A 24,217-nucleotide genomic window follows, 5' to 3' on the forward strand; every position below is an offset into this window, starting at 1 on the left:
CTCAACATGGTCGAGATCGAGATCGGCGTGCTGCGCGGCCAGTGCCTCGACCGCCGCATCGCAGACCGCCACACGCTCAACGCCGAAATCGCCGCCTGGGAGCGCCAGCGAAACGCGACAGCCGCTCGCATCAAATGGATGTTCACCACCCAACGCGCTCGCACAAAGCTCGCTCGCGCCTATCCAGACGCAGCCAAAGAGTCATAATCTCTGGGCACAGGTACTAGCCGCGGTTCACGTTGTCGACATAGCCCCGGTCGGGGCGGGTTGACAGCAGCCAAGGTTGCACCTTTGATCGCGGCTGGTGCATTCGGGGCAGCAACGAGCAGCTGGTCGGATTTGACTGGGATGCCCTGGTGCACCTGGAAGCCGCTGCATCCTCGCGGACCATCCGGCGCTCACGCTGATCATGATCGCCGATGGGCTGCCGCTGGGCGAAGGCATCTTGGGAGTTCCGGCACATGCCGTACGTCAATCGGGAAGCGCGAGATCGGCTGGATGCCGGCGGGTCGCCCAAGACCCCCGGCGAGTTGAACTACAAGATCACACGCCTCGTGGATGAATACCTGAGCCGCCAAGAGCTCAGCTACGCACGCCTCAACGAGGTCGTCGGCGTCCTGGAGTGCGCGAAGCTGGAGCTGTACCGGCGCGTGACGGCGCCATACGAGGACATCAAGATCGCCGAGGACGGAGACGTGTACGGCATCCTCAACTCGCCGAAGCTGCAGGCCAGGCCGAAATCCAGGGGCTGATCCGCCTTGAGCGCGACGCCGGAGCGGGATCAGCCGGCTGTCCGTGACGTGAGGTGTCACCCGCGGCGTGCCGCGAGCAGCCTGAGCGTCCGGTCGAGACTCTCCTGTGCCTTCTCGCGCTCCAGCGGCATCCGCTCGCGGGTCATTTCCTCCAGCGCCGCGCGGCAGGCCGCGGCCGCATCCTCCAGGCGTGCCATGTCGCGCTCCCGCTCGCCCAGCATCATCAGCGCGAGGCCGAGACTGGCCTGCGTCGTCGCCCATCGCAGCGGCACACGCTCGCGGCTGCTCTCCTGCAGCGCCGCGCGGTGGGCGGCCACCGCTTCCTCCAGGCGCGACACCCCTGTCTCGCGCTCGCCCAGCCGCGCCAGCGCAAGGCCGAGGCTGGCCTGGGTCATCGCCCAGTCCAGCGGCACGCGCGCGCGGGTGTACTCCTGCAGCGCGGCGCGGTAGGCCGCCACCGCGTCCTCGAGGTGTGTCGTCTCGCGCTCCCGTTCGCCCAGCAACATCAGCGCAAGGCCCAGATTGGCCTGGGTCATCGCCCAATCCAGCGGCGCCCGCTCGCGGGTCACCTCCTCGAGCGCGGCGCGGTGGACGGCGACGGCTGCCTCCAGCCGCGCCGTGCCACGCTCCCTCTCGCCCAGCCTGACCAGGACATTGCCGAGGCTGGCCTTCGTCGTGGCCCATTGCATTGGCACGCGCCGACGCCTGTGCTCCTCCAGCGCCGCGCGATAGGCCGCGGCCGCCTCCTCCAGGCGTGCCGTGCCGCTCTCGCGTGACCCCAGCATCATCAGCACGAGTCCAAGGTTGTTCTGTGTCTTCGCCCAGTCCAGGGGCACACGCTCTCGTGTGTGCTCCTCCAGCGCCGCGCGAAAGGCGACAACCGCTTCCTCCAGACGTGCGGTCCCGCTCTCCCGCATCCCCTGCAGTACCAGCGCGGTGGCAAGGTTGGTCTGCGTCCTCGCCCAGTCCAGCGGCAGGCGCTCGCGGTTGAACAGCTCCAGTGCCGCGCGATAGGCCGTAACCGCCTCTTCCACACGTGCCGTCCCGGTCTCCCGTTCCGCCAGCCGCATCAGGGCGGCACCGAGATTGGTCTGTGTTGCCGCCCACATCCGCGGCGCGTGCTCGCGGGTCAGCTCCTCCAGCGCCGCCCGGTAGGCCGCGATCGCCTCTTCCAGGCGTTCGGTCGCGCTTTCGCGCTCGCCCAGCCGCATCAGCGCGAGGCCAAGGTTGCTCTGTGTCATCGCCCAATCCAGCGGCACGCGCTTGCGGGTCAGCTCCTCCATTGCCGCGCGGAAGGCGACAACCGCGCCCAGCAGCCGCGCCGTTGCGGCGCGACCGCTGCGCCGGAGCGCGGCTGGCCGGCGATCAGGCCGATTCTGCCGCAGCGATCGCCATGCGGGACACGGCAATGGCGATCGGCGGAGGAGGCGCAGTAGGATGCCGGCGATGGAGCACATGGCGCACAGCGGAGCGCGACGGCAAACTGCCATGGCGCCCGATGCGCAGCCGCTGACAATGACGACGGCGACATCGATGCAGGGAGTAGCTCTGTCGTGATGTTCCGCCTGGGAGGGTCTTTTGCGCATGAACGCCTTGCGACCACGTCCGCGGAGCGGCAGATGAACCTGGATTTTTCTGAAGAGCAGAAGGCGTTGAAGGACCAGGTCCGGCGCTTTCTCGAGGCGCGCTGCACACCTTCCACGGTGCGCGCTGTGCTGGAAGGGCCGCTTTCGTTCGACCGCGCCCTCTACGAGGGCCTCGCCGAGCTCGGCGTGCTGGGCGCCGCGATCCCCGAGGAATATGGCGGGGTCGGCCTCTCCCATCTCGAGCTGTGCGTCGTGGCCGAGGAGCTCGGCCGGGCGCTGGCGCCGGTGCCGGCGGCGTCCTCCATCTATCTCGCCGCCGAGTTCCTGCTGCAGGCCGGCACCGAGGCGCAGAAGCGCGCCTGGCTGCCGCGGCTTGCCGCCGGCAAGGCGGTGGCGACCTTCGCCTTCGCCGAGGGGCAGGGCCGCATGACGCCCGACAAGGTGCAGGCGGTGGTGGCGGACGGGCGCCTGTCGGGCGTGAAGTCGCCGGTGCCCGACGGTGACGCGGCCGACATGGCTATCGTGCTGGCGCGCTCAGGCGGCGGCAGCGGCGCCGGCGCGCTCTCGCTGTTCGTCGTCGACCTGGCCGGTCCCGGTGTCAGCCGCGAGACGCTGAGCACCATCGACCCGACGCGCAGCCAGGCGCGCATCACCTTCGATGGCGCGCCGGCCGAGCCTCTGGGCGGATCGGGCGATGGCTGGCACATCACCACCCAGGTGATGGACCGCGCCGCCATCCTGATGGCCTTCGAGCAGGTCGGCGGCGCCGACCGGGCGCTGGAGATGGCGCGCGACTACGCGCTCGACCGCATGGCCTTCGGCCGTCCCATCGGCTCGTTCCAGGCGATCAAGCACATGCTGGCCGACATGTACGTCTCGGCCACGCTGGCGCGCTCGAACTGCTACTACGCCGCCTGGGCGCTGGCCTCTGGCGCCGTCGAGCTGCCCGTGGCCGCGGCGACGGCGCGGGTCTCGGCCACCACCGCCTTCCAGCACTGCGCCAAGAACAACATCCAGGTGCACGGCGGCATGGGCTTCACCTGGGCCTTCGACTGCCATCTCTTCTACCGCCGCTCCAACGCGCTGGCGCTGGCGCTGGGCTCGCTCTCGACCTGGGAGAGCCTGCTGATCGAGCGCATGAGCGCCGGCAACATCAACGCCGCGGCCTGACGGAGGCGGACATGGATTTCGACGACACCCCCGAGGAAGCCGCGTTCCGCGCCCAGGCCCGCGCCTTCATCGACGCCAACGCGCCCAGGCACCTGGCGCCCGAGCTGAAGCGCGCCAGCTTCGGCTCCAGCGCCGTGCAGAGCGAGGACCCGCTGCGCGCTGCCAAGGCCTGGCAGAAGAAGAAGGCCGAGGCGGGCTGGGCCTGCCTGCACTGGCCGAAGGAATATGGCGGCGGCGGCCGCTCACCCATCGAGCGCGTGATCTGGAGCCAGGAGGAGGGGATCTACAGCGCCCTCTCCGGACCCTTCGTGATCGGCCACGGCATGTGCGGCCCCACGGTCATGGCCTGGGCCGGCGAGGAGCAGAAGCAGCGTCTGCTGCCGCCGCTGGCCTCGGGCGAGGAGATCTGGTGCCAGCTGTTCTCGGAGCCGGCCGGCGGCTCCGACCTGGCCGGGCTGCGCACGCGCGCCATGCCTGCCGAGGACGGCTCCGGCGACTGGATCGTGAACGGCCAGAAGATCTGGACCAGCGGCGCCCAGCATTCCGACTGGGGCCTGCTGATCACCCGCACTGCCCCCGACGTGCCCAAGCACAAGGGGCTGACCATGTTCTTCCTGTCGATGCGCACGCCGGGCGTCGAGGTGCGGCCGATCAAGCAGGCCAACGGTCAGTCGGGCTTCAACGAGGTCTACTTCAAGGACGTGCGCGTCCCCGATGCGCAGCGCCTGGGCGCCGTCGGGCAGGGCTGGCAGGTCTCGCTGACCACGCTGATGAACGAGCGGCTGTCGATCGGCACCGGCATGTCGACCTATTTCCCCGAGCTGTTCCGCTTCTGCCTCGAGGCCGAGGTCGACGGCGAGCCGGCGGTGAACGATGCCGCGGTGCGCTCGCGGCTGGCCCAGTTCGCGGTGCGCCAGAGCGGGCTGAGGTACACCGGCATGCGCGCCATCACGGCCCTGAGCAAGGGCCAGACGCCGGGGCCGGAAAGCTCGATCGGCAAGCTCGTGGCCGGCGCCACGATGCAGGAGCTGGCGATGTTCGCGCTCGACCTGCAGGGCCAGGCTGGCGTCGTGTGGGACAAGGCGAGCCCGCAGGAGGGCCGCTTCCAGGCGCTGCTGATGCGCTCGCCGGCCACCCGCATCGAGGGCGGCTCGGACGAGATCCTGCGCAATATCATCGGCGAGCGCGTGCTGGGGCTGCCCGGCGACATCCGCGTCGACAAGGACGTGCCCTTCAAGGACATCCCCACCAGCGGCGGGGCCAAGTCATGAGCAGCGTCGCAAGCTATCCGTTGCCCAACAATTCCGTCGACCTGACCGGGCAGACCGCGCTGGTCACCGGCGCGTCGTCGGGGCTCGGGCTGCGCTTCGCCAAGGTGCTGGCAAGCTGCGGCGCCAAGGTGGCGCTGGCGGCGCGGCGCGTCGAGCGGCTGGAGGCGGTGGCGGCGGAGATCCGCGCATCGGGCGGGCAGGCCGAGCCGGTGGCGATGGACGCCACGGACGCCGGCCAGCTGGTGGCCGCCGTGGCCAGGGCCGAGCAGGCGCTGGGCCTGGTCACCATCCTGGTGAACAACGCCGGCATTCCCGACGCCCAGCGCGCGCACAAGATGCCGCTGGAGCTGATCGACCGGGTGATCGACATCAACATCCGCGCCCCCTACGTGCTCTCCTGCGAGGTGGCGCGCCGCCTGATCGCGGCCGGCAAGCCCGGGCGTATCGTCAACATTGCCTCGTCGGCGGCCTACAACTACCGCGGCAACGGCGCCGCGCTCTACTCGGTGAGCAAGGCCGCCGTCGTGCGCATCACCGAGGCGCTGGCGGTCGAGTGGGCCGCCTACGGCATCAACGTCAACGCCATCGCGCCGGGCGCCTTCGCTTCGGAGATGATGGACGGCATGCTGAGCCGCATGGGCGACATCACCGCCCACTTCCCGCGCAAGCGCCTGGGCGATCCGGCGCAGCTCGACTCGACCTTGCTGTTCCTGGTGAGCCCGGCCTCCGACGCCGTCACCGGCACCAGCGTCCGCGTCGACGACGGCCAGCAGGGCCGGTGAACGGCAACGGAGGATCAGCATGAGCGCATTCAAGGACAACCTTCTGGCCGGCAAGGTCGCGTTCGTGGCCGGCGGCACCAGCGGCATCAACCTCGGCATCGCGCGCCGCTATGCCGAGCTCGGCGCCAAGGTGGCGGTGGCCGGGCGCAATCCGCAGAAGGCCGCTGCCGCCGCCGGGTCGATCGGGGCGGGCGCGCTGGGCCTGTCATGCGACGTGCGCGACTACGGCGCCATCCGCGCCGCCCTGGAGCAGGCGGCCGGCACGCTCGGGCCGCTCGACATCGTGATCTCGGGCGCCGCCGGCAATTTCGTGGCGCCCGCGATGGGCATGTCGGCCAACGGCTTCCGCACGGTCGTCGATATCGACCTCAACGGCACCTTCAACGTGTTCCGCGCCAGCTTCGACCTGCTGCGCCGGCCGGGCGCGGCGCTGATCGCGATCACCGCCGGGCAGGCGATCAACCCGGCGCCGCTGCAGGCCCATGTCTGCGCCGCCAAGGCCGGCATCAACCAGCTGATCCGCGTGCTGGCGATGGAGTGGGGTCCGTCGGGCGTGCGCGTCAACGGCATCTCGCCCGGGCCGATCGCCGGCACCGAGGGCATGGCGCGCCTCACGCCCACCGACGAGGCGGCGCAGGCGCTGGCCGGCCGCATCCCGCTGCGCCGCTACGGCGAGATCGCCGAGGTGGCCGAGAGCGCCGTGTTCCTGGTGAGCGAGTCGGCCCGCTACGTCACCGGCGCGATCCTCGACTGCGACGGCGGCTCCCAGCTCGGCGACGCCAGCGAGCGCCGTGGCGTCGGCCTGATGTAGAAAATCCCCTCGCCCCGCGACAGCGGGGAGAGGAAGGGGCCCATCGCGAAGCGATGGGAAGGTGAGGGGTAGGAACGGCCAAAGCATGCGCGTGTAATTGACGTGCCATGTTGAGCTGCGCGCCACATGCCGGGATCGGGCAAGCCCTTTCCTCTTTGCCAGCCATTCGAAGGAGACCCGACGTGCCGCACAACTACGAAACCTTCCTGGTCGAGCCGCGCGGCGCCGTCCACTGGCTGACATTGAACCGGCCCGAGACGCTCAACGCCATCAACACGCGCATGGCCGGCGAGCTGGCCGACTATTTCGGCGGGCTCTATCACGACCGTTCCTGCCGCATCGTGGTGATGCGCGGCGCCGGCCGCGCTTTCTGCGCCGGCCTGGACATCAAGGCGGCGGCCGGCGAGGGCGAGAAGCCTTTCGGCGGCGGCTTCGGCTTCCAGGGCTACCTGGCGGACGTCTACCAGAAGATGCGCCGCTGCCCGCAGCCTATCGTCACGCTGGTTCATGGCGCCGCCTGCGGCGGCGGCTTCGCCTTCGCGCTGGCGTCCGATATCCGCATCGCCGGCGAGAGCGCGCGCATGAACGCCGCCTTCATCCGGCTCGGCCTGTCGTCCTGCGACATGGGCGTGAGCTACTTCCTGCCGCGGCTGGTGGGCCTCTCGGTCGCGTCGGAGCTGATGCTGACCGGCCGCTTCATCAACGCCCAGCGCGCGCTGGCGACGGGGCTGGTCAGCGAGGTCGTTCCCGACGCGCAGCTGGAAGCGGCGGCGCAGTCCTATGTCGACGAGATGCTGGCAGCCGCCCCGATGGGCCTGCGCCTGACCAAGGAAGGGCTGAACCTCGCCGTCGACGCGCCCGGCCTCGAGGCCGCCATGGCCATCGAGAACCGCAACCAGGTGCTGTGCGCCCGCAGCGCCGACTTCGCCGAAGGCATGCGCGCCTTCATCGAGAAGCGCCCGCCCGTCTACAAGGACGCATGACCCGCGGCGGCGGGTGGCGAGGGAACCCTTGCGGCTGGAGCCTTGATCCTCGAAGGATCCCTCGGTTCGTTCGGATCGAGGGAGATCGTTCCATGCTGACAGGCTCCTGCCATTGCGGCGCGTGCCAGTGGACCTTTGACGGCGATCCCGGTTCGGTCACGGCGTGCAACTGCACGCTCTGCCGCCGCTATGGCGCTCTGTGGGCCTACGACTACGAGAACGAGCGCATCCGCGTTTCCGGGCCCAGCGTGGCCTACACGCGCGCCGACAGTGCCGATCCGTCGCTCGAGATCCGCTTCTGCCCGACATGCGGTTGCGTGCTGTGCTGGCGGGGCCTGCGCCTGCAGCCGGACGGGCGCCGCCGCATCGCCGTCAATCTCCGTCTGGCGTTGCCGGAAGCGGTTGCCGATCTTCCCATCGACCATTTCGATGGACTCGACACGTTCGACGACCTCCCGCGCGATGGACGCTGCGTTCGCGACTTCTGGTTCTAGCGTGCCCGCTTCGCGCGGGAGCGGCCCGCTCGTCGCGCACAGGGAGCGGTGCGGCGCCGACATGAAGTCGTAACCATAGAGACACAGCGGCCGTTGGCTGCACAACCCAAATGGCGAAGAAAGTGCTTCATGGTGAGCTTGTCGAACCATGAAGCGCCGCACCACTGCCCGTTCCACGCCTTCATGGTTCGACAAGCTCACCATGAAGGCTACTCAAATCGCCGCGGCTAGCGAACATTCTCGAGGTCAGTAGTACAGAGCCTTACAGAGAGGCTGCATTTTTTCCTCTGTGCTCCTCTGTGCCTCTGCATCGGCACACGTGCACCGCACCTTTCTGCGACCTGCCTGCTTTAATCACTTGTCGGGCGCGCCTTGACATAAGTGAGCGCTTTCACTAGTTACGCCTGGGGGCATTGGAAACGGTATTCATTCATGCATCCGATTGGTGCACTTGATGGCAGCAAGGTACGCCCCGCCGGCCGACTGGAAGCAAACATCGCTGGGTAGCCTTCTCGACGGCACGGGCCGTGGTCTGCAGCCCGCCTCGGGACGAAAGACGCGAGCCGGTGAAAGAACCGTCTTTGTCGCCGGTGATGTTGCGCTGTTGCGGCTCGCATGCGTCTCGGTGATCGGATCGCGCCGGGTTTCCGCGGCCGGCGAGGAGACGGCGCGCACCCTGGCGCGAGCGCTTGTCGCAGACGGAATTGTCGTGATGTCGGGCCTGGCCGACGGCGTCGACAGCGCCGCGATGAAAGCTGCGATCGAGGCCGGCGGCCGCACGGTCGGCGTCATCGGCACGCCGCTCGACAAGGCCTATCCCGCCGCCAATGCGCGCCTGCAGGAACGTGTCTATCGCGAGCACCTGCTGGTCAGCCAGTTCGCATCGGGAGCGCAGGTCCGGCCCGGCAACTTCCCGGCGCGCAACAAGCTGATGTGCGCTCTGTCCGATGCCAGCGTGATCGTCGAGGCGGCGGACGGATCGGGCACGCTGCACCAGGCCGACGAATGCGTGCGGCTCGGGCGCTGGCTGTTCGTGGCGCGGGCCGTGCTCGACGATCGCACGCTGACCTGGCCCGCCAAATACGCCGCGTACGAGCGCTTTGTCGCTCTGGAGAACGCTTCACAGATCCTCGAGCATGTGAGGACCCGATGACGCTCATTGTTCATGCCTTCGGCGCCTATCGCACCGTTCTGACCGGTGGCCGCAACCGTGAAGAGCTGCAGATGTCCAGCGTCGTGAAGATCATCAAGAAGGACACGACCACGATCCGCGCCACCGACATGGTCGACCTCGACGGCCTGCCGGTGAAGCTCAGCTCCGGCAATCGCGCCGACGTGCTGCGCATGTTCGGCAAGTGGGGCGCCCGGCGCGTGCGATCGCTCGGTATCGCCGATGCCATCATCGTCGGCGTCCCCGGTTCCTCGCACACGATCGCGGACGGCAACTTCACGGCCGGCCGCATGGCGGCGGCAGTGGCGCAGTACGGTGGCGGCCGGGCGCGGCCCATCCTCCACTTCACCGAAGCCATGAAGCCGGCCCACCAGGGGAACAAGAAGGCGCGCGACATCGACTATCTCGGCACCGTGCTGGCCTGCACCGAGCAGCAGGTCGCGGGCAACGTGGTTCTCGTCGACGATGTCGTGACCACGGGCGCGCATATGGTGGCCTGCGCCAAGAAGCTGCGGGCGCTGGGCGCCACGGTCACGATCGCGTTGTGCGCCGCCCAGACCGTCAAGCTGGCGGTGCCGGAACCGCTCAACCTGCCGCCGTTCACGATCGGCAGCTGACCCTGGCAATCGCAGCGCCGTGGTGGCCTTGCCGCGGTTTCGCCACAAAGCCCCGCTGTCTTTTCCCAATCCGTGCCGGCGCCGACCATAATCGGCGACAACGCTGCGGCCAGGTCAAGAAAGATACGCAGCTGCGTTCCGCAGATTGCGAAGGGGAGGCGTTCATGCCGCGCTGGTTCGTTGCCGTGTTGGTTATCCTCGAAGTTGACGCAAGTATTGGTGCAGCCTGAGCTCAACCCTGCCCGGATGACCGTCCGGGTGGGCTATTGGCTTGCGCCACGTTGCAGGCGAGCGAGCCCGTGGAAGACTGGCATGGACCGCCGTCCACCTTGCATGTATTGCCGCGCGCCCACGAGTCTCGTGCGCGCCGAGCCGCATCCGGTGCTGGATCAGGGCTGGGAGCTGGTGAGCTTCCGATGCACGGCGTGCGGAAAGACAACCACGCGGACGAAAGCGCCGCCGTCACCGGTCGAGCCGGCGAGGAATGAGTGACGTGCCGCAGTTCGGACGAGGTGCGCGCAGCGACGCGCCGATGGTGCTTTTCCGGTCAATCTATGCGGTCAGGACCCGTGGGTGCGCCGCTCCAGCTCCGCGATCAGCCCGTCGAGGCCGTTCTTCTGGATGTAGGCGTTGAAGTCCGAGCGCCGCGTCGCGGCCATGCTCACCCCTTCGACGATCACGTCGGTGATCTTGCCGTTCTGCACTTCCCAGACGATCCGGACCGGCTGCGGATCGTTCGGCGTGATGATCTCGCTGTTGACCAGCTGCACGGCGCCATTGGTCGTCGTCTTGCCGACCTTGAGCGTCTGGCCGCTATACTCCTTGAAGCGATCGGCGTAGGCGGCGACCTCGGCCTTCTCCAGGGCCGCCAGGAAGCGCCGCTGCTGCTCCGGCGTGGCGCCTTTCCAATGCCGGCCCAGGACGGTGCGCCCGAATGCTTGCAGGTCGAAGGACTGGTTGAGCACCTCCTTCAGGGTCGCCCTGCGCTCGGCATCGGACGCGCCTGATTTGAGCACCTGCAGCATGCGGTTGGCGCCATTCCTGACGACATCGGCCGGATCGCTGCCGAGAGCTGGCGTTGCGGCCGCGAGGCTCACGAGCGCGACGCTGAGGACGCAAATGGTTGTACGCCGCGTCAACAGAGGGATGGACATACGCGACCTCCGGTGGAACGGGCATGATCCCGTTCAGCGCCGCGTCAACGCAGGCGATACGGCAACAGTTCCCCAGTCACCTAAACGTCACGCCCGACTGATTGCCGGCTCAGGTGCACGCATCCGCCCACGAGGGGCCGCGGCCGGGCTTTGGCGTTCCGCCGCTGCGGTCGCGTTTCCGTGGCTCCTCTCATCCGATTGGATGACGCGACCGGATTTTCCCGGTCTTAGAATGCGCCAACCATCGCAACGATGCTGACGACCTTCCTGCAGGCGCGAGGGAATGCTGGCACCCATGCGTGCCGCGTGTCGTCCGGGAACACGTGAGCATCTCACGCCCGGCTTGGGAAGTGTCCGGAAAGCCTGGTCAAGAGTGGCGGACTTCACCCGATACGGAAGATCGGACAGGAGGGACGCTCCATGGCAAGAGATGTGATCCTCGTCCCGCGTGGCGGCAGCCCCACGACCGACGCTGCCGTGAGGCGCAATCCCGCGCCAAGCAACAGAAACGAGCTGGCCCGTGAGTGGGCCGACCAGTATGTCGCAGCGATTCCCGACGTGCGGGGCTCTGCCGACGTGGGCGGCTCGAGCAGCTGGCAGGGGCTTGCTTCGGCCCTGACGACGCGGATCATCTCCGATCTGGCCCCGTCAGCCACCCTTTGCTTCCTCGGTGGCCCGCAGATGTCCTGCACGCCGGTCCCGGGGGTCAGCCTGGTCACCCGGACGGTTGCGCTCTGCAGCCCGAATATCACCCTCGACCCGGAGATCGTGTTCTACAACACGCGCGCCGCGTCTGGCCCGCAGCAAGGCAAGTCGCTGAGGGAGGTGGACGACGACGCCATCGCCAGAGGCAGCGCCGGACCGGCCCAGCTCCGGCGGGACAAGCGCAAGGCATATGACGACATCGGCGCTGCGCTTGCCGGAAAAATCCTGGCGGTCGAGCTGCTGCCGATCGAAGCTGTCGTTGAAATGTCCATCGCCAGGCAGCTGTGCGCGGACTGGCGGGTCATGGTCGGCGGGTACAAGAAGCCCCTGGCGCTGGATCGCATCGACGGAAGAACCCGTCTCTTCTTCCAGGGGGATGCTCCGGACAATTTCCAGTCCAGGACTCCCGGCACCGGCAGGCCGGGCTTTCTCGGCTCCAACAGCACCAAGGCCGAGACGGATGTTCCACCCTTCGATCAGAGCTCGGCCTTTCTTCTTCGCCTCGATCCCAACGGCACCGTCACCCAGATTGTCGGATGAGCAATCGCGGGACATGCTGGCAGGTGTGCGCCGGCAGACCGCAATGCCCTGCCCATCGGGCCCTGTCGTTCACGGCTCGATCCCGCCGAACACGCGCCAGCGGCGCAGCATTATCTTCTCGACTTCCAGGACGAGCATCAGCAGGACGCCTGAAGCGACGACCACCATGCCGTCGCCGATGGCGACCGGCCGGGTGTCGAACAGCTCGTGCATGATGGGCGCGTAGGTGAAGGCGAATTGCGCCACGACGACGGCCACGAGCGCGATCAGCACCGCGGGCGTGCCGAGCGCGCCGCGCAGCGTGATCGAGGTCATGTGCAGGTAGCGCACGTTGAACAGGTAGAAGATCTCGAACACCACGATGACGTTGACCACCATCGTGCGGGCCGTCTCGACGCCGAGGCCGCGCTGCAGCGCATAGAAGAAGATGGCCAGGCCGCCGGCCGTGAAGAGGGCCGACACGAAGAAGACCCGCCAGACCAGGAACGGCGAGAGCAGGGGCGCGTCGGCGGCGCGCGGCGGCCGGCGCATGACGCCGGGCTCGGACGGCTCGAAGGCCAGCACCAGGCCCAGCGTCACCGTCAGGATCAGGTTGATCCACAGGATCTGGGTCGGCGTCATGGGCATGGTGAAGCCGAACAGGATCGCCGCGATCACGGTGAGGGCTTCGCCGCCGTTGGTCGGCACCGTCCAGGCGATCACCTTGCGGATGTTGTCGTAGACCGTGCGCCCCTCATGCACGGCCGCCACGATGGAGACGAAGTTCTCGTCGAGCAGCACCATCTCGGAGGCTTCCTTGGCGGCCTCCGTGCCTTTGCGACCCATCGCGATGCCGACATCGGCCTGCTTGAGCGCCGGGGCGTCGTTGACGCCGTCGCCGGTCATGGCCACGACCGCGCCCGTCGACTGCAGCGCCCGCACGATGCGCAGCTTGTGCTCCGGGTTCGTGCGGGCGAACACGTCGGCCCGCGCGGCCAGCGGCGCCAGCGCCGTGTCCGATGTCTTGTCCAGGTCGGCCCCGGTGACGACATCGGGCGCCGTCATGAGGCCGAGCTGGCGCGCGATGGCCGCGGCCGTCGCGCCGTGGTCGCCGGTGATCATCTTGACGGCGATGCCGGCGGAGCGGCATTCGGCGATGGCCTGGATGGCCTCATCGCGCGGCGGGTCGATGAAGCCGACGATGCCGAGGAAGATCAGGCCCTGGTCCAGGTCGGCCATCGACAGCCGCCCGTCGCCGGCAGGCAGGGACTTCATCGCGAACCCCAGCACCCGCTCGCCGTGCGATGCCGCCTGCGCGATCTGCTCGGTCCAGTAGGCCTGATACAGCGGGCGGCCGCCCGAGACTGCCGCCTGGGTTGCGCACATGGCCAGCAGCCGTTCGGGCGCGCCCTTGACGAAGATCGCATGCTTGCCTCCGCCGGCAGCATGACGCGTCGCCATGAAGCGGTGCTGGGCGTCGAAGGGGATCTCGTCGCAGCGCGGCCATTCCGCGCGCACATGCCCGGGATTGAGGCCGGCCTTCATCGCCAGCGCGACCAGGGCGCCCTCCATCGGATCGCCCTCGACGCGCCACTGGCCGTCCGCCTGCCGCAGATGCCCGTCATTGCACAGCAGCCCCGACCGGATCAGCGACGCGGCGGCTTCGAGGGCAGCAACATCCTCGTCTCCCTCCTGTGCCGTCAGGTCGCCGACCGGCGTGTAGCCGGAGCCGCTGACCATGACGACGTGGTCGCTGGTGACGATGCGCCGCGCCGTCATCTCGTTGCGCGTCAGCGTTCCGGTCTTGTCGGAGCAGATCACCGAAGTCGCCCCGAGCGTCTCGACAGCGGGAAGGCGGCGGATGATGGCGTTGCGGGCGGCCATGCGCTGGACGCCGATCGCCAGCGTGATGGTGATCACGGCCGGCAGCCCCTCCGGCACGACGCCCACGGCCAGCGCGACCACCGCGATCAGCGCGTCCGGCCAGGGATAGCCGCGGGCCAGGGTTGCGAACGCGAACAGCAGGCCGGCGGCGGCGATCGCGACCCAAGTGAAGCGCTGCCCGAACCGGTTGATCTGGCGCAGCAGCGGCGTGGTGAGCGGCTCGACACCCTCGATCAGGGCGCTGATGCGGCCGATCTCGGTGTGGCGGCCGGTCGCCACCACGACGCCGGTGCCCTGCCCGCCGACCACGAGCGTGCCCGAGTATGCCATGCAGAGCCTGTCGCCCAGCGGCGCGTCCGCGGCGGCCGGCGCCTCCTGCTTCTCGGCGGCGACGGACTCGCCTGTCAGCATCGCCTCGTCGATCAGCATGCCGCGCGCCCGGATCAGACGCATGTCGGCGGGCACGCGGTCGCCGGCCTCGATGACGACGACGTCGCCGGGGACGAGATCGGCGACCGGGATGCTCGTGCGCTGGCCGTCGCGCCAGACGTTGGCGCGCGGCGAGATCATCTTCCTGATGGCGCTGAGCGCCTTCTCCGCCTTGTCCTCCTGGATGTAGCCGACGATCGCATTGATCGTCACCACGGCGATGATCACGGCCGCGTCGATGCGATGGCCCAGGATCCAGGCGGCGACGGACGCGGCCAGGAGGAAATAGATCAGCGTGTTGTTGAACTGCGCCAGGAAGCGCAGGACCGGATGCCGGCGCGGCGGCTCGGGAAGGGCATTGGGGCCGTGCGCGGCGCGGCGCGCGACGACCTCGCCGGCGGACAGCCCGCCAGGCACCGTCGCCAGCATGGCCAGCAGTTGATCGACGGTGACGGCGTGCCAGGCCCGCTCGGGGGTTTCGTCGCCTGTGGCCGATGGCGTCGTGCGCGTCAGCGTGCTCATGCGGATCAACTCGGTATCTCTGTGGCGGAGGCGATTTCTCGACGCGCTCCTGTCGAGCGCGCGCGTCATTTCGGCGGCCACCGGCACGGAACCAGGCTGCGGCTATGCGACGGCAGGTGGGCGTGATGGCAGTCGCTAGGAAGCCTGCAGGCTTCTCGGGGGACGGCGCAAGGGCGGGACCGTCTGGTCACGGCCCGACGGCGGCAGGTGCGCCAGGACGCGATCGTGCGGCGGATCGAGCCGGAGTCCGGCTGCCACCGGCGCCAATGCTTCCCCGCACGTTTCGCTGCTGTCTCCTCTCCCCGCAAGCGGGGAGAGGAAGGGGCCCATGCCGAAGGCATGGGAAGGTGAGGGGTAGGAACGATCAAGCCATGCGGCAAGAACAGGGACTGATCGCGCGTACCCCTCACCCTCCCATTGCTTCGCAACGGGCCCCTCCCTCTCCCCGCTGTCGCGGGGCGAGGGGTGATCGGCAGCGTATGCGACCGTGCCGGCGGTCGGTGGGCTCGACGTGACCGCGGCCATGGCCAGGGGCGATGCGGCCTGCTCCAGCAGGGCCAGCAGCACGGCAAGCACGCAGCCGATCAGCCGCAGGCGGCCAACCCGGCCCGCGTATTTGCGCTGTTCGCGACTGTTGGGGCGTGACCGCATGCTTCGACTGTCGCCCGGTGACCGTCCGATCGGTTGTCTTGCCGTGTGCGCCGGAAGCCTAGCGCATCGTGGTCGGCCGACCTTGATCCAGCTCAAGCCGAGGCCGGCCACCTCAGGTGTCGAACGTCGTGCCGTCCGAGCTCAGCTTCACCATGTCGCCGTCCAGCAGCACGTGACCGCTCGTCTCGAGTCCGGCCAGCGCCTTGTTCATGCGATCGACAGGCAGGTGTGTCTTGTTGAGGACGTCCTGGCGCGGAACGCGCCTGCCGCGCGGGAAGCTTCGCATCGCATCCAGGACCGCGGCTTCATCATACGTCATGTTCATCCCCCAATCGCCTGTCTGTCCCGACATCTCTCCCGCGCCGCCGGCCCGGTGATCTCGGCTGTCCTACTTGATGACCTCGTCGGCGGCGGCCAGCAGCGTCGGCGGCAGGGCGAGGCCCAGCGCCGTCGCCGCCTTCTGGTTGATGGCGAATTCGAAGCGGGTCGGCGCCTGCACGGGGAGCGTGGCCGGGTCTGCCCCCTTGAGGATGCGGTCGACATAGCCTGCCGACCCGCGGAAGATCTCGAGCGTATCCGGACCGTACGACATCAACCCGCCGTCGACGGCGAATTGCCGATAGACCGAGATGCCCGGCAGCCGGTTCGCCGCGGCGACTGCCGCGAGCTGCTGAAAATGGCCGCGCACGAACGCCTCGGGTCCGATGATCAGGCCCGCGCCAGGCGTGCTGGCCAGCACCGGTATGCGTATTGCAAGATCGTCGAGCGTTCCAACGACCATCGGCACGAGCTTCATGGCGACCGACCGCGGCACGGCGATGGCCTTCCGCAGGAAGCTCTCGTACCAAGGGTTGCGCTCGGGATTGTACAGCAGCGCGGCGCGATGGACGCCCGGGGCCGCCTCTCTGAGCAGCGCCGTCCATTTGTCGATCAGCTCGGGATTGACGAAGGTGAATCCGGTGATGTTGCCGCCCGGGCGCGACAGGCTCTCGGCGAACTCGAGGCCAACCGGATCGATGACCATGGCGCAGACGATCGGGATGGAACGGGTCAGCGTCGCCAGCGCGGCGACGGCCGGGGTGCCGCTGGCGACGATCACATCAGGCGCCAGCGCGACCAGTGCCTGTGCGTGCTGGCGGATCAGCGCCCGCCGGCCGGCGCCCCAGCGATAGTCGACATGGATGTTCTCGCCATCCTTCCATCCGAGGTCCTGAAGTCCTTGCCGGAAGGCCGCGATGCGCGCCGCGCTGTCGGTGTCATCCTGGGCACCCGACATCAGCACGCCCAACCTGCGCATGCCCTGCCGGTGCTGGGCGCGCGCCGCCAGCGGCATGACAAGCGACGCACCTCCAACCACGCTGATGAATTCGCGCCGCCGCATTGCCTTCTGCCCACAAGGAACTCGCGGTGAGCATATCTCTTTCGGCTTGCCGGGCATAGCCGGCACCGGCCGCCTTTCGCGGCAGCAGCGCCCGGGCGTGATGGCGGGCCGCCGGGATAGTGGCGCAGCGCGGTGCGATCGTCCAGGTGCGCGCCCCACGTAGCGCGATGCCCGTACGGGTGTATGATGCATGCGGGCGTAGCAAAGGGAACGGAACAGACCGGATCACCCGTCATCCCGACGCCGCTGCCGATGCGCGCGCCGTGCGGGAGGGAGAAACCACCATGAACCGCCGACTCGCGTGTCTCGCTCTGCTCAGCGTGGTGACATCGGTGGCCGCGATGGCTGGCCCCGCCCAGGCTGAGAAGCACGGCGGCGTTCTCAGGATCCAGCACATGGACACGCCGCCCAGCCCGTCGATCCACGAGGAGGCGACCGTCTCGGTGGCGGTGCCGTTCATGGCGGTGTTCAACAACCTGGTGATCTACGACCAGCACGTGGCCCGCAACAGCTTCGAATCGATCGTGCCCGATCTCGCCACCAGCTGGTCCTGGAACGCCGATGGCACGCAGCTCGCCTTCAAGCTGCGGCAGGGCGTGAAATGGCACGACGGCAAGCCGTTCACGGCCCAGGACGTGCGCTGCACGTTCGAGCTGCTGCTCGGCGCCGGCGAGCAGAAGCTGCGCCGCAACCCGCGCTCGGCCTGGTACACCAATGTCGAGAAAGTGACGGCGGACGGCGACTTCGACGTCACGTTCCATGTCAGGCACCGGCAGCCCTCGCTGCTGGCGCTGCTCGCATCGGGCTACACGCCGATCTATCCCTGCCATGTCTCGCCCGCCGAGATGCGGCGCAAGCCGATCGGCACCGGGCCCTTCAGGTTCGTCGAGCTGAAGATGAACGAGGGCGTGAAGCTCACGAAGAACACCGACTACTGGAAGCCGGGCCGGCCGTTCCTCGACGGCATCGAGTACACCATCATCCCGGACCGCTCGACCCGCATGCTGGCCTTCATCAGCGGCCGCTTCGACATGACCTTCCCCACCGACGTCACGGTGCCGCTGCTGGCCAACATCCGCAAGGATGCGCCGCAGGCGCAGTGCACCATGCGCGCCAGCGGCGTCAGCACCAACCTCATCGTCAACCGTGACGTGGCGCCGTTCGATGATCCGCGCATCCGCCGCGCCATGGCGCTGGCGCTGGATCGTCAGTCCTTCATCGACATCCTGAGCGAGGGCAAGAACGCGATGGGCGGCACCATGCTGCCGCCGCCGGACGGCGTCTGGGGGCTGCCGCCCGAGATGCTCAAGACCATTGTCGGCTACGGCGACGTCGCGAAGAACCGCGAGGAAGCGCAGGCGCTGATGGCGCAGGCGGGCTACGGTCCCGACAAGCGGCTGAAGATCAAGATCAGCACCCGCAACATCGCCACCTTCCGCGATCCGGCGGTGATCCTGATCGACCAGCTGCGGCATATCTGGATCGACGGTGAGCTCGAGATCATCGACACCGCGGTCTACTACAATCGCGTCTTCAAGAAGGACTACACCGTGGCGCTGAACCTCAGCGGCGCCGCCGTCGACGATCCCGACCAGAACCTGTTCGAGAACTACGCCTGCGGCTCGCTGCGCAACTACAACAACTACTGCAGCCCCGAGATGACCAGGCTGTTCGAGGCCCAGTCGCGCGAGACGGATTTCAGGAAGCGCCAGCAGATGGTGTGGGACATCGACCGCAAGCTGCAGGAGGACATCGCGCGCCCGATCATCTTCCATGGCACGGCCGCCGGCTGCTGGCAGCCGCACGTCAAGGGCGTCACCCTGATGGTCAACAGCATCTACAACGGCTGGCGCTTCGAGGACGTGTGGCTGGACAAGTAGCCAACACCTCGCCCCGCTAGGTTGGGCGTCATCCCTGGTGCAGCAACGGATCTCCCGAGGATAGGCTCCGTTCGCGGAAGATCTCTCGCTGCGTTCGGGATGACGGTAAGCGTGTGACTCGCTGATCTGCAATGGCGGATACTCGAGCAGTTCTGACCCGCTTCAGGACGCCAGAGCCGCAAGACCGTCCCAGAAGCTGCGCCTCAGAGGCGCTTCCGGTTCCTCTCGTCCGGCGCGTTGCGCTTCCTCTGGTGCGCCAGTTCGGCGGCCGGCGCGAGCCGGTACAGCGCGCCAGCGGGACCATCGGTGATGAAGTAGACAAGACCGGCGGCGTCGATGCGCACGTCGCGAATGCGACCAAGCTCGCCTTGTAGCAGGCGCTGGTCGGCAGTGATTCGCCCATTCTCGATCTCAAGTCTCACCAGCGCCTGTCCGGCAAGAGCGCCAATCCAGAGCCCTGTGACATCGTCAAGCCCTTCGAGAGCCAATCCCGACGGCGCAATCGCGGGCGTCCAGTGATGAACGGGCTGCTCCATGCCATCCTTGGCGGTTCCCTCGCCGATCGGCTCGTCGTCATACCCGACGCCATGCGTGATGACCGGCCATCCGTAGTTGCGGCGGGAGATGATCAGATTGAGCTCGTCGCCGCCTTTCGGTCCATGCTCGTGCGACCACAACTGACCGCTGGGCGCATGATAGGCGAGCCCTTGCGGGTTGCGATGACCATAGCTCCAGATCTCCGGCCTGGCTCCCGGCACCGAAACAAAGGGATTGTCCTCAGGCACCGAGCCGTCGGTGCGGATGCGAATGATTGATCCGGCATGATCGGCAAGATCCTGCGCACGCTCACCCTCCCAGCGATCACCTAGCGTCAGGAAGAGGTACCCGTCTTTCGTGACGGCGATCCGGCCTCCGAGCTGGGCGTTGCTTGGAGCGGGTGGCGAGCTTTCAAAGATGACCTGTTTTTTCCTGAGCCTCTGGCGCTGCTCATCGAGCTTGGCGCGCAGCACGCGGATCGTGGAGGACGCCTCGGTTCCATGCACATAGGACAGATAAACAATGCCGTTGTCGTGGAATCCTGGATCAACGGAAACATCGAGCAGGCCGGATTGTCCGCCAAACAGGACGGCAGGGACGCCGGCTACTTCGCGAACGTTCGACTCCGGCTCAAGCAGTTGAAGCCGGCCACGCCGTTCGGTGAGGAGAAGGGAGCCGTCTGAAAGAAAAGCGATAGACCAGGGAAACTCGAACGGGCCCGCGATCGGCACTGCCTCGAATTCCGGAGAAACATCCGGAACCGCGGGCACTCCTTCCTCGGTCACGCGGGCGAGGGAACCACCAAGCGGGATGGCGGCACAAATGAGGAATGCCGCCACATGGGATAGCCAATCGCGGCGAGCGCCAGGACAGTTCCCGTTCCGGGTCATTCCAGGCATCCCTCCATCTCGAATGTGGCGCAGCGACGAGAGACGGCGGGAGTTTGGCAGATCCGGCGATCACGACATTTGACAATTCCTTGACTGCCCGCAGGAAACGTCTCGTGGAAGGTGCGCGGTCCGTCTGCGCAATCGTGCGTCAAAGTTGGCGCCTGTGTGCGCAACAACCGGGACACCCTGCCTTTCGACTTCGCCCCGTCGGCTTGCTACATAACCATCGACCGGCCGCAACGATGCCGGGGGAGACACGCCATGACAGGCACCTTGCCGCCCGACATGACGGCGATCGCGGTCCGCGCGCCCGGCGGCCCGGAGATGCTCGAGCCGCGGCGGTTGCCGATGCCGGTGCCCGGCGCCGGCGAGGTGCTGATCAAGGTCGCGGCCGCGGGTGTCAACCGCGGCGACATGGTGCAGCGCCAGGGGCATTATCCGCCGCCGCCCGGCGCGCCCGACACGCCCGGCCTGGAGGTCGCGGGCGAGGTCGTGGCGCTGGGTGCCGGCGTGGCGCGCTGGCGCCCGGGCGATCGCGTTTGCGCCCTGGTCGCCGGCGGCGGCTATGCCGAATATTGCCTCGCGCATGCCAGCCACACCCTGCCGCAGCCCAAGGGGCTCTCGGCCGTCGAGGCGGCGTCGATGCCCGAGACGGTGATGACGGTGTGGACCAACGTCTTCGACGCCGGCCGGCTGCAGGCGGGGGAGACCCTGCTGGTGCATGGCGGCGCCAGCGGCATCGGCACGACGGCGATCCAGATGGCCAGGGCGCTGGGCGCGCGGGTCTTCGCCACGGCCGGCAGCGTCGAGAAATGCGCCACCTGCGAGAAGCTGGGCGCCGACCGCGCCATCAACTACCGCACCCAGGACTTCGTGGCCGCCGTCAATGCCTTCACCGACGGGCACGGTGTCGACGTCATCCTCGACATGGTGGGCGGCGACTATATCGAGCGCAACCTGGCCGCGGCGGCGCCGCTGGGCCGCATCGTCTGGATCGCCTTCCTCAAGGGCTCGCGGGCTGAGATCAACCTCGCGCCCATGATGCTCAAGCGCCTGACGCTGACCGGCTCGACCCTGCGCGGGCGGCGCATCGAGGAGAAGGCGGCGATCGCCTCGGCGGTCGAGGCGCGGATCTGGCCCCTGATCGAGGCCGGCCAGGTGAAGCCGGTGATCGAGGCCACCTTCCCCCTGGCCGACGCAGCGAAGGCGCACGTCCTGATGGAAGCCGGCACCCACACCGGCAAGATCATCCTGACGGCGTGACAGCCGCGGTCAGGACTTCCGATCATCGAGGGTGTTGAGCATCAGCGTCGAATGCGCGAACGCGCCTCCCGCTCTCATCTCCGCTGCCACCCAGACCGCTTCCATCAACTCCTGGGCCGACGCTCCCGCGCGCTGGGCTGCTTTGGTGTGCCCGGTTATGCAGTACGGACATTGCGTGACGTGCGCGACCGCTACTGCGATCAACTGCTTGGTCTTGGCCGATAGCGCGCCTTCCGAGAACACGGCCTTGCTGAAGGCTTGAAACGCGGCCTCCGTTTCCGGTGCGAGGCTTCGCCGCAGGTCAGCCAGCTCGCGTGTGGATTTCGGATAGATCTCTGCGCTCATGATGCATCTCCGATATGAGTGGCGCGGTGATGTCCTATGCCGCCGGCCGAAGGCCAAAGTCGTCCGGGTTGAGAATGAGGTCGGCAAGCGTGTAGCGGTCGAGCGTCGCGGTGAAGGCCGCCAAGGCTTCGCGAAGCGCGCCGCGCAAGCGGCAGCGCGGTGAGAGGATGCAGCGATTTCCCTCCGTGAAGCATTCGACCAGCGCAAAGTCCGGCTCCGTCATGCGCAGCACGTCGCCGAGCTTGATGCGCTCGGGGCGTTTGGCAAGCGCCAGTCCGCCCGACCGGCCGCGAACGGCCTTCAGGAAACCGCCGCGCGTCAGCTGATTGGCAACCTTCATCAGATGGGCGCGCGAAATCCCGTAAACGTCTGCCGTTTCCTCGATGGTGATCAGGCGATCACCCTGCGCCGCCGCGTACATCAGCACGCGCAGGGCGTAGTCGGAGAAATTGGTCAATCGCATCCGGTCGCTTCCTCGGCGCTGTGGTCGCATCGGCAATCGCGTAAAGATGCGCCGTCGAGATATCTTTTGCAAGAATGCGGCGCATGCAGGCGCAAGCTGTCGCATCCGTACGCCCGCTATAAAAGATATATTGACAATATATGTTTTTGGCTCGACCGTGAAGCGAAGGCGCGTCCTCCGTGCGCGGCCTCGGACCGGATCCGGTCGCGATCCCGGTCCCGCCGACCGCGCCAGATGCGACCCCAAAGGAGCTATCGCATCATGCCCCAGACCCAGCACGCATCAGCCGCAAGCGAGATCGACGTTCGAAGCCTTCCGCCGGCGCAGCGGCACGAGAAGATCTTCGAACGCGTGGACCAGCTCGTGCCGGGCGGTTCGTTCGTCCTCGTCAATGATCACGATCCGAAGCCGCTCTACTACCAGCTCGAGGCCGAACGCCCCCGGCAGTTTTCCTGGACCTATCTGGAACGAGGTCCGGCGGTATGGCGGGTGGAGATCGGACGCCTGCAGAAGGTGGCGTGAGTCTTCTGAGCGCCGATGCCGGCCGACCCGTCGGCCGGCACCGGTTCTACACGGAAGGAAGCAGCCGTGCCCGGCGTCACACTTTCCCGCTGGACGATGTCCTATTTCGCGACGGCGCTGGTCTCGCTGATCATCGCCGAATTGCTGATGACAGTCGGCTACGGCTATCCGAACGCGCCGATCCGATCCGCCGAATCACTGGTGCTGGTGCATCTCACCGCGCTTGGCTGGCTGAGCCTCCTGATGTGCGGCGCTCTGCACCAGTTCGTCCCTGTGCTCGTCGCGCGGCCATTGCACAGTGATGTCTTGCCGCTGCCGGCGCTGGCATGCCTCGTCGCTGGGCTTGCGGCGCTGGTTCTTGGCTTCCTGCAGATGGGGGGCCTGCTGTCCGCGGAAATGATCGGCTTTCCGGTGGCCGCGGTCCTGCTCGCCGTCGGCTTTGCCCTCGTCTTGTGGAATCTCGCCCGCACGCTGTGGGCCGCCCGGCCATTGCCGCTGCCGGCGCGCTTCGTGGCCATCGGTCTTTGCAGCATCGCGGCCACGGTCACGCTCGGGATCATCTTCGCCCTGGTGCTCGGCGGCGTGGCCGTCAATCCGCATCTTGTCGATATCACCGCCGAGGGCGTGCCCCTGCACGCGATCGGCGGCCTTGGCGGCTGGCTGACATTCACGGCGATGGGCGTGAGCTACCGTCTCCTCGCGATGTTCATGCTGGCACCTGAGCTCGACGGCCCGCGCACGCATATCGGCTTCTATTGTGGAGCAGCGGCGCTTGCGGTGGCCATCGTCGGCGGCGTCACGGCAATCTGCATCGGCGCAAGCCTGCCGGTGATCCTGGGCGCGTCCGGACTGCTCGGACTGTGCGCGCTCGTCCTTTATGGCGCCGACATTCTGCGTCTCTATCGTGCGCGGAAGCGCCGCGTGATCGAGCTGAACAGCCGGATGGCGGCGTTTGCCCTGGCCAGTCTCGCAGCCGCAGCGGTCGCGACCGCTGTGTTCGTCAGCCTCGGCGCTCTGGCCCGGCACATCGCCCCTGTCGTCTTTCTCGTCGTCTTCGGCTGGCTGTCGGGATTGGGGCTCGCCAAGCTGTACAAGATCGTGGCCTTCCTGACCTGGCTGGAGTGCTACGGCCCGATGCTTGGCAAGGCGCCAACGCCGCGCGTGCAGGATCTGGTGGTCGAAGCCCGCGCCGTCAGATGGTTCGTTCTCTATTTTCTCGCGACATGGGCCGCCACGGTCGCGCTGTTCTTCCAGAACCCGACCGCGTTCCAGGTTTGCACGGGTCTGATGCTGATCGCGAGCCTGTGCATCATTGGTCAGCTGGGGCGCATCCGCCGCCTGCTGGATGTGAACCCCACGATGCGCCTTCCGACGGGTGCGCGGCTGCCGCAGCTGCTGCGCTGCTCGGTCCAACAGAGGTAAGTCAAAGGAGACG

22 protein-coding genes and 1 pseudogene are annotated in these 24,217 nt (G+C 67.8%); 15 read left to right on the plus strand and 8 right to left on the minus strand.

From position 1 onward, the window contains the following. Together FHP25_RS20910 and FHP25_RS20915 are read left to right on the plus strand one after the other, a co-directional pair. A pseudogene (locus FHP25_RS20910) lies at positions 1-207 on the plus strand (IS630 family transposase); the annotation flags it as partial. A 254-nt stretch (positions 208-461) separates the two neighbouring features. Beyond that, a complete protein-coding gene (locus tag FHP25_RS20915) occupies positions 462-752 on the plus strand; it encodes a DUF6899 family protein (RefSeq protein WP_147848910.1) in 291 nt (96 codons plus the stop codon). Between the two features lie 56 nt (positions 753-808). Here the strand turns inward: FHP25_RS20915 and FHP25_RS20920 are convergent, their stop codons facing one another. Further along, positions 809-2,338 (minus strand): tetratricopeptide repeat protein, encoded by a 1,530-nt coding sequence (locus FHP25_RS20920; RefSeq protein WP_147848911.1) that lies wholly within the window; start codon positions 2,336-2,338, stop codon positions 809-811. Positions 2,339-2,371: 33 nt separating this feature from the next. On the opposite strand from FHP25_RS20920, the gene FHP25_RS20925 reads away from it, so the two are divergent. The 8 genes from FHP25_RS20925 to FHP25_RS20960 all read left to right on the plus strand — a co-directional run bounded on the left by FHP25_RS20925 (position 2,372) and on the right by FHP25_RS20960 (position 9,637). Beyond that, entirely contained in the window at positions 2,372-3,508 is a 1,137-nt protein-coding gene (locus tag FHP25_RS20925) for an acyl-CoA dehydrogenase family protein (protein WP_147848912.1), read from the plus strand. Positions 3,509-3,519: 11 nt separating this feature from the next. Continuing rightward, a complete protein-coding gene (locus FHP25_RS20930; protein WP_147848913.1) occupies positions 3,520-4,779 on the plus strand; it encodes an acyl-CoA dehydrogenase family protein in 1,260 nt (419 codons plus the stop codon). Beyond that, positions 4,776-5,561, plus strand: coding sequence for an SDR family NAD(P)-dependent oxidoreductase (locus tag FHP25_RS20935; RefSeq protein ID WP_147848914.1), 786 nt, complete (start codon positions 4,776-4,778; stop codon positions 5,559-5,561). Before FHP25_RS20930 ends, FHP25_RS20935 begins: the two co-directional genes overlap by 4 nt. A gap of 19 nt (positions 5,562-5,580) precedes the next feature. Continuing rightward, entirely contained in the window at positions 5,581-6,372 is a 792-nt protein-coding gene (locus FHP25_RS20940; protein WP_147848915.1) for an SDR family oxidoreductase, read from the plus strand. Between the two features lie 182 nt (positions 6,373-6,554). Continuing rightward, positions 6,555-7,355 (plus strand): enoyl-CoA hydratase/isomerase family protein, encoded by an 801-nt coding sequence (locus FHP25_RS20945; protein ID WP_218578484.1) that lies wholly within the window; start codon positions 6,555-6,557, stop codon positions 7,353-7,355. A gap of 92 nt (positions 7,356-7,447) precedes the next feature. Beyond that, entirely contained in the window at positions 7,448-7,849 is a 402-nt protein-coding gene (locus FHP25_RS20950; RefSeq protein WP_147848917.1) for a GFA family protein, read from the plus strand. A gap of 532 nt (positions 7,850-8,381) precedes the next feature. Continuing rightward, on the plus strand, positions 8,382-9,002 hold the full coding sequence (locus FHP25_RS20955) for a DNA-processing protein DprA (protein WP_408068538.1): 621 nt from the start codon (positions 8,382-8,384) through the stop codon (positions 9,000-9,002). Next, positions 8,999-9,637 (plus strand): hypothetical protein, encoded by a 639-nt coding sequence (locus tag FHP25_RS20960; RefSeq protein ID WP_147848919.1) that lies wholly within the window; start codon positions 8,999-9,001, stop codon positions 9,635-9,637. Before FHP25_RS20955 ends, FHP25_RS20960 begins: the two co-directional genes overlap by 4 nt. 560 nt (positions 9,638-10,197) lie before the next feature. On the opposite strand, the gene FHP25_RS20965 is transcribed toward FHP25_RS20960, so the two are convergent. Beyond that, positions 10,198-10,791, minus strand: a complete 594-nt coding sequence (locus FHP25_RS20965) for an MlaC/ttg2D family ABC transporter substrate-binding protein (RefSeq protein ID WP_147848920.1) — start codon at positions 10,789-10,791, stop codon at positions 10,198-10,200. Positions 10,792-11,211: 420 nt separating this feature from the next. Here FHP25_RS20965 and FHP25_RS20970 point away from each other — a divergent pair, with 420 nt between their 5' ends. Then, positions 11,212-12,036, plus strand: coding sequence for a hypothetical protein (locus tag FHP25_RS20970; RefSeq protein ID WP_147848921.1), 825 nt, complete (start codon positions 11,212-11,214; stop codon positions 12,034-12,036). A gap of 69 nt (positions 12,037-12,105) precedes the next feature. Here FHP25_RS20970 and FHP25_RS20975 read toward each other — a convergent pair whose 3' ends face one another. From FHP25_RS20975 to FHP25_RS20985, 3 genes are all read right to left on the minus strand, one after another. Next, positions 12,106-14,850: a cation-transporting P-type ATPase gene (locus FHP25_RS20975; RefSeq protein WP_147848922.1), complete on the minus strand. Its 2,745-nt coding sequence runs from the start codon at positions 14,848-14,850 to the stop codon at positions 12,106-12,108. A gap of 763 nt (positions 14,851-15,613) precedes the next feature. Then, on the minus strand, positions 15,614-15,820 hold the full coding sequence (locus FHP25_RS20980; RefSeq protein ID WP_147848923.1) for a hypothetical protein: 207 nt from the start codon (positions 15,818-15,820) through the stop codon (positions 15,614-15,616). A 69-nt stretch (positions 15,821-15,889) separates the two neighbouring features. Continuing rightward, entirely contained in the window at positions 15,890-16,882 is a 993-nt protein-coding gene (locus FHP25_RS20985; RefSeq protein WP_178133669.1) for an ABC transporter substrate-binding protein, read from the minus strand. A gap of 284 nt (positions 16,883-17,166) precedes the next feature. On the opposite strand from FHP25_RS20985, the gene FHP25_RS20990 reads away from it, so the two are divergent. Then, on the plus strand, positions 17,167-18,762 hold the full coding sequence (locus FHP25_RS20990) for an ABC transporter substrate-binding protein (RefSeq protein ID WP_147848925.1): 1,596 nt from the start codon (positions 17,167-17,169) through the stop codon (positions 18,760-18,762). A gap of 203 nt (positions 18,763-18,965) precedes the next feature. On the opposite strand, the gene FHP25_RS20995 is transcribed toward FHP25_RS20990, so the two are convergent. Beyond that, on the minus strand, positions 18,966-20,138 hold the full coding sequence (locus tag FHP25_RS20995) for a PQQ-dependent sugar dehydrogenase (RefSeq protein ID WP_178133670.1): 1,173 nt from the start codon (positions 20,136-20,138) through the stop codon (positions 18,966-18,968). A 312-nt stretch (positions 20,139-20,450) separates the two neighbouring features. Here FHP25_RS20995 and FHP25_RS21000 point away from each other — a divergent pair, with 312 nt between their 5' ends. Further along, positions 20,451-21,452 (plus strand): NAD(P)H-quinone oxidoreductase, encoded by a 1,002-nt coding sequence (locus FHP25_RS21000; protein WP_147848927.1) that lies wholly within the window; start codon positions 20,451-20,453, stop codon positions 21,450-21,452. A gap of 9 nt (positions 21,453-21,461) precedes the next feature. Here FHP25_RS21000 and FHP25_RS21005 read toward each other — a convergent pair whose 3' ends face one another. Together FHP25_RS21005 and FHP25_RS21010 are read right to left on the minus strand one after the other, a co-directional pair. After that, on the minus strand, positions 21,462-21,797 hold the full coding sequence (locus FHP25_RS21005; protein WP_147848928.1) for a carboxymuconolactone decarboxylase family protein: 336 nt from the start codon (positions 21,795-21,797) through the stop codon (positions 21,462-21,464). Between the two features lie 34 nt (positions 21,798-21,831). Continuing rightward, positions 21,832-22,260, minus strand: a complete 429-nt coding sequence (locus tag FHP25_RS21010) for an RrF2 family transcriptional regulator (protein WP_147848929.1) — start codon at positions 22,258-22,260, stop codon at positions 21,832-21,834. Positions 22,261-22,521: 261 nt separating this feature from the next. On the opposite strand from FHP25_RS21010, the gene FHP25_RS21015 reads away from it, so the two are divergent. Both FHP25_RS21015 and FHP25_RS21020 read left to right on the plus strand, forming a co-directional pair. Then, positions 22,522-22,782 carry a DUF2249 domain-containing protein gene (locus FHP25_RS21015; RefSeq protein WP_147848930.1) on the plus strand — a complete coding sequence of 87 codons (261 nt, stop codon included), beginning with the start codon at positions 22,522-22,524 and terminating at the stop codon, positions 22,780-22,782. A gap of 15 nt (positions 22,783-22,797) precedes the next feature. Then, complete coding sequence (locus FHP25_RS21020) at positions 22,798-24,204, plus strand: hypothetical protein (protein WP_218578485.1); 1,407 nt, start codon at positions 22,798-22,800, stop codon at positions 24,202-24,204. Positions 24,205-24,217: the final 13 nt, after the last annotated feature.

The organism is Vineibacter terrae (genome assembly GCF_008039615.1).
Taxonomy (GTDB): Bacteria; Pseudomonadota; Alphaproteobacteria; order Reyranellales; family Reyranellaceae; genus Vineibacter; species Vineibacter terrae.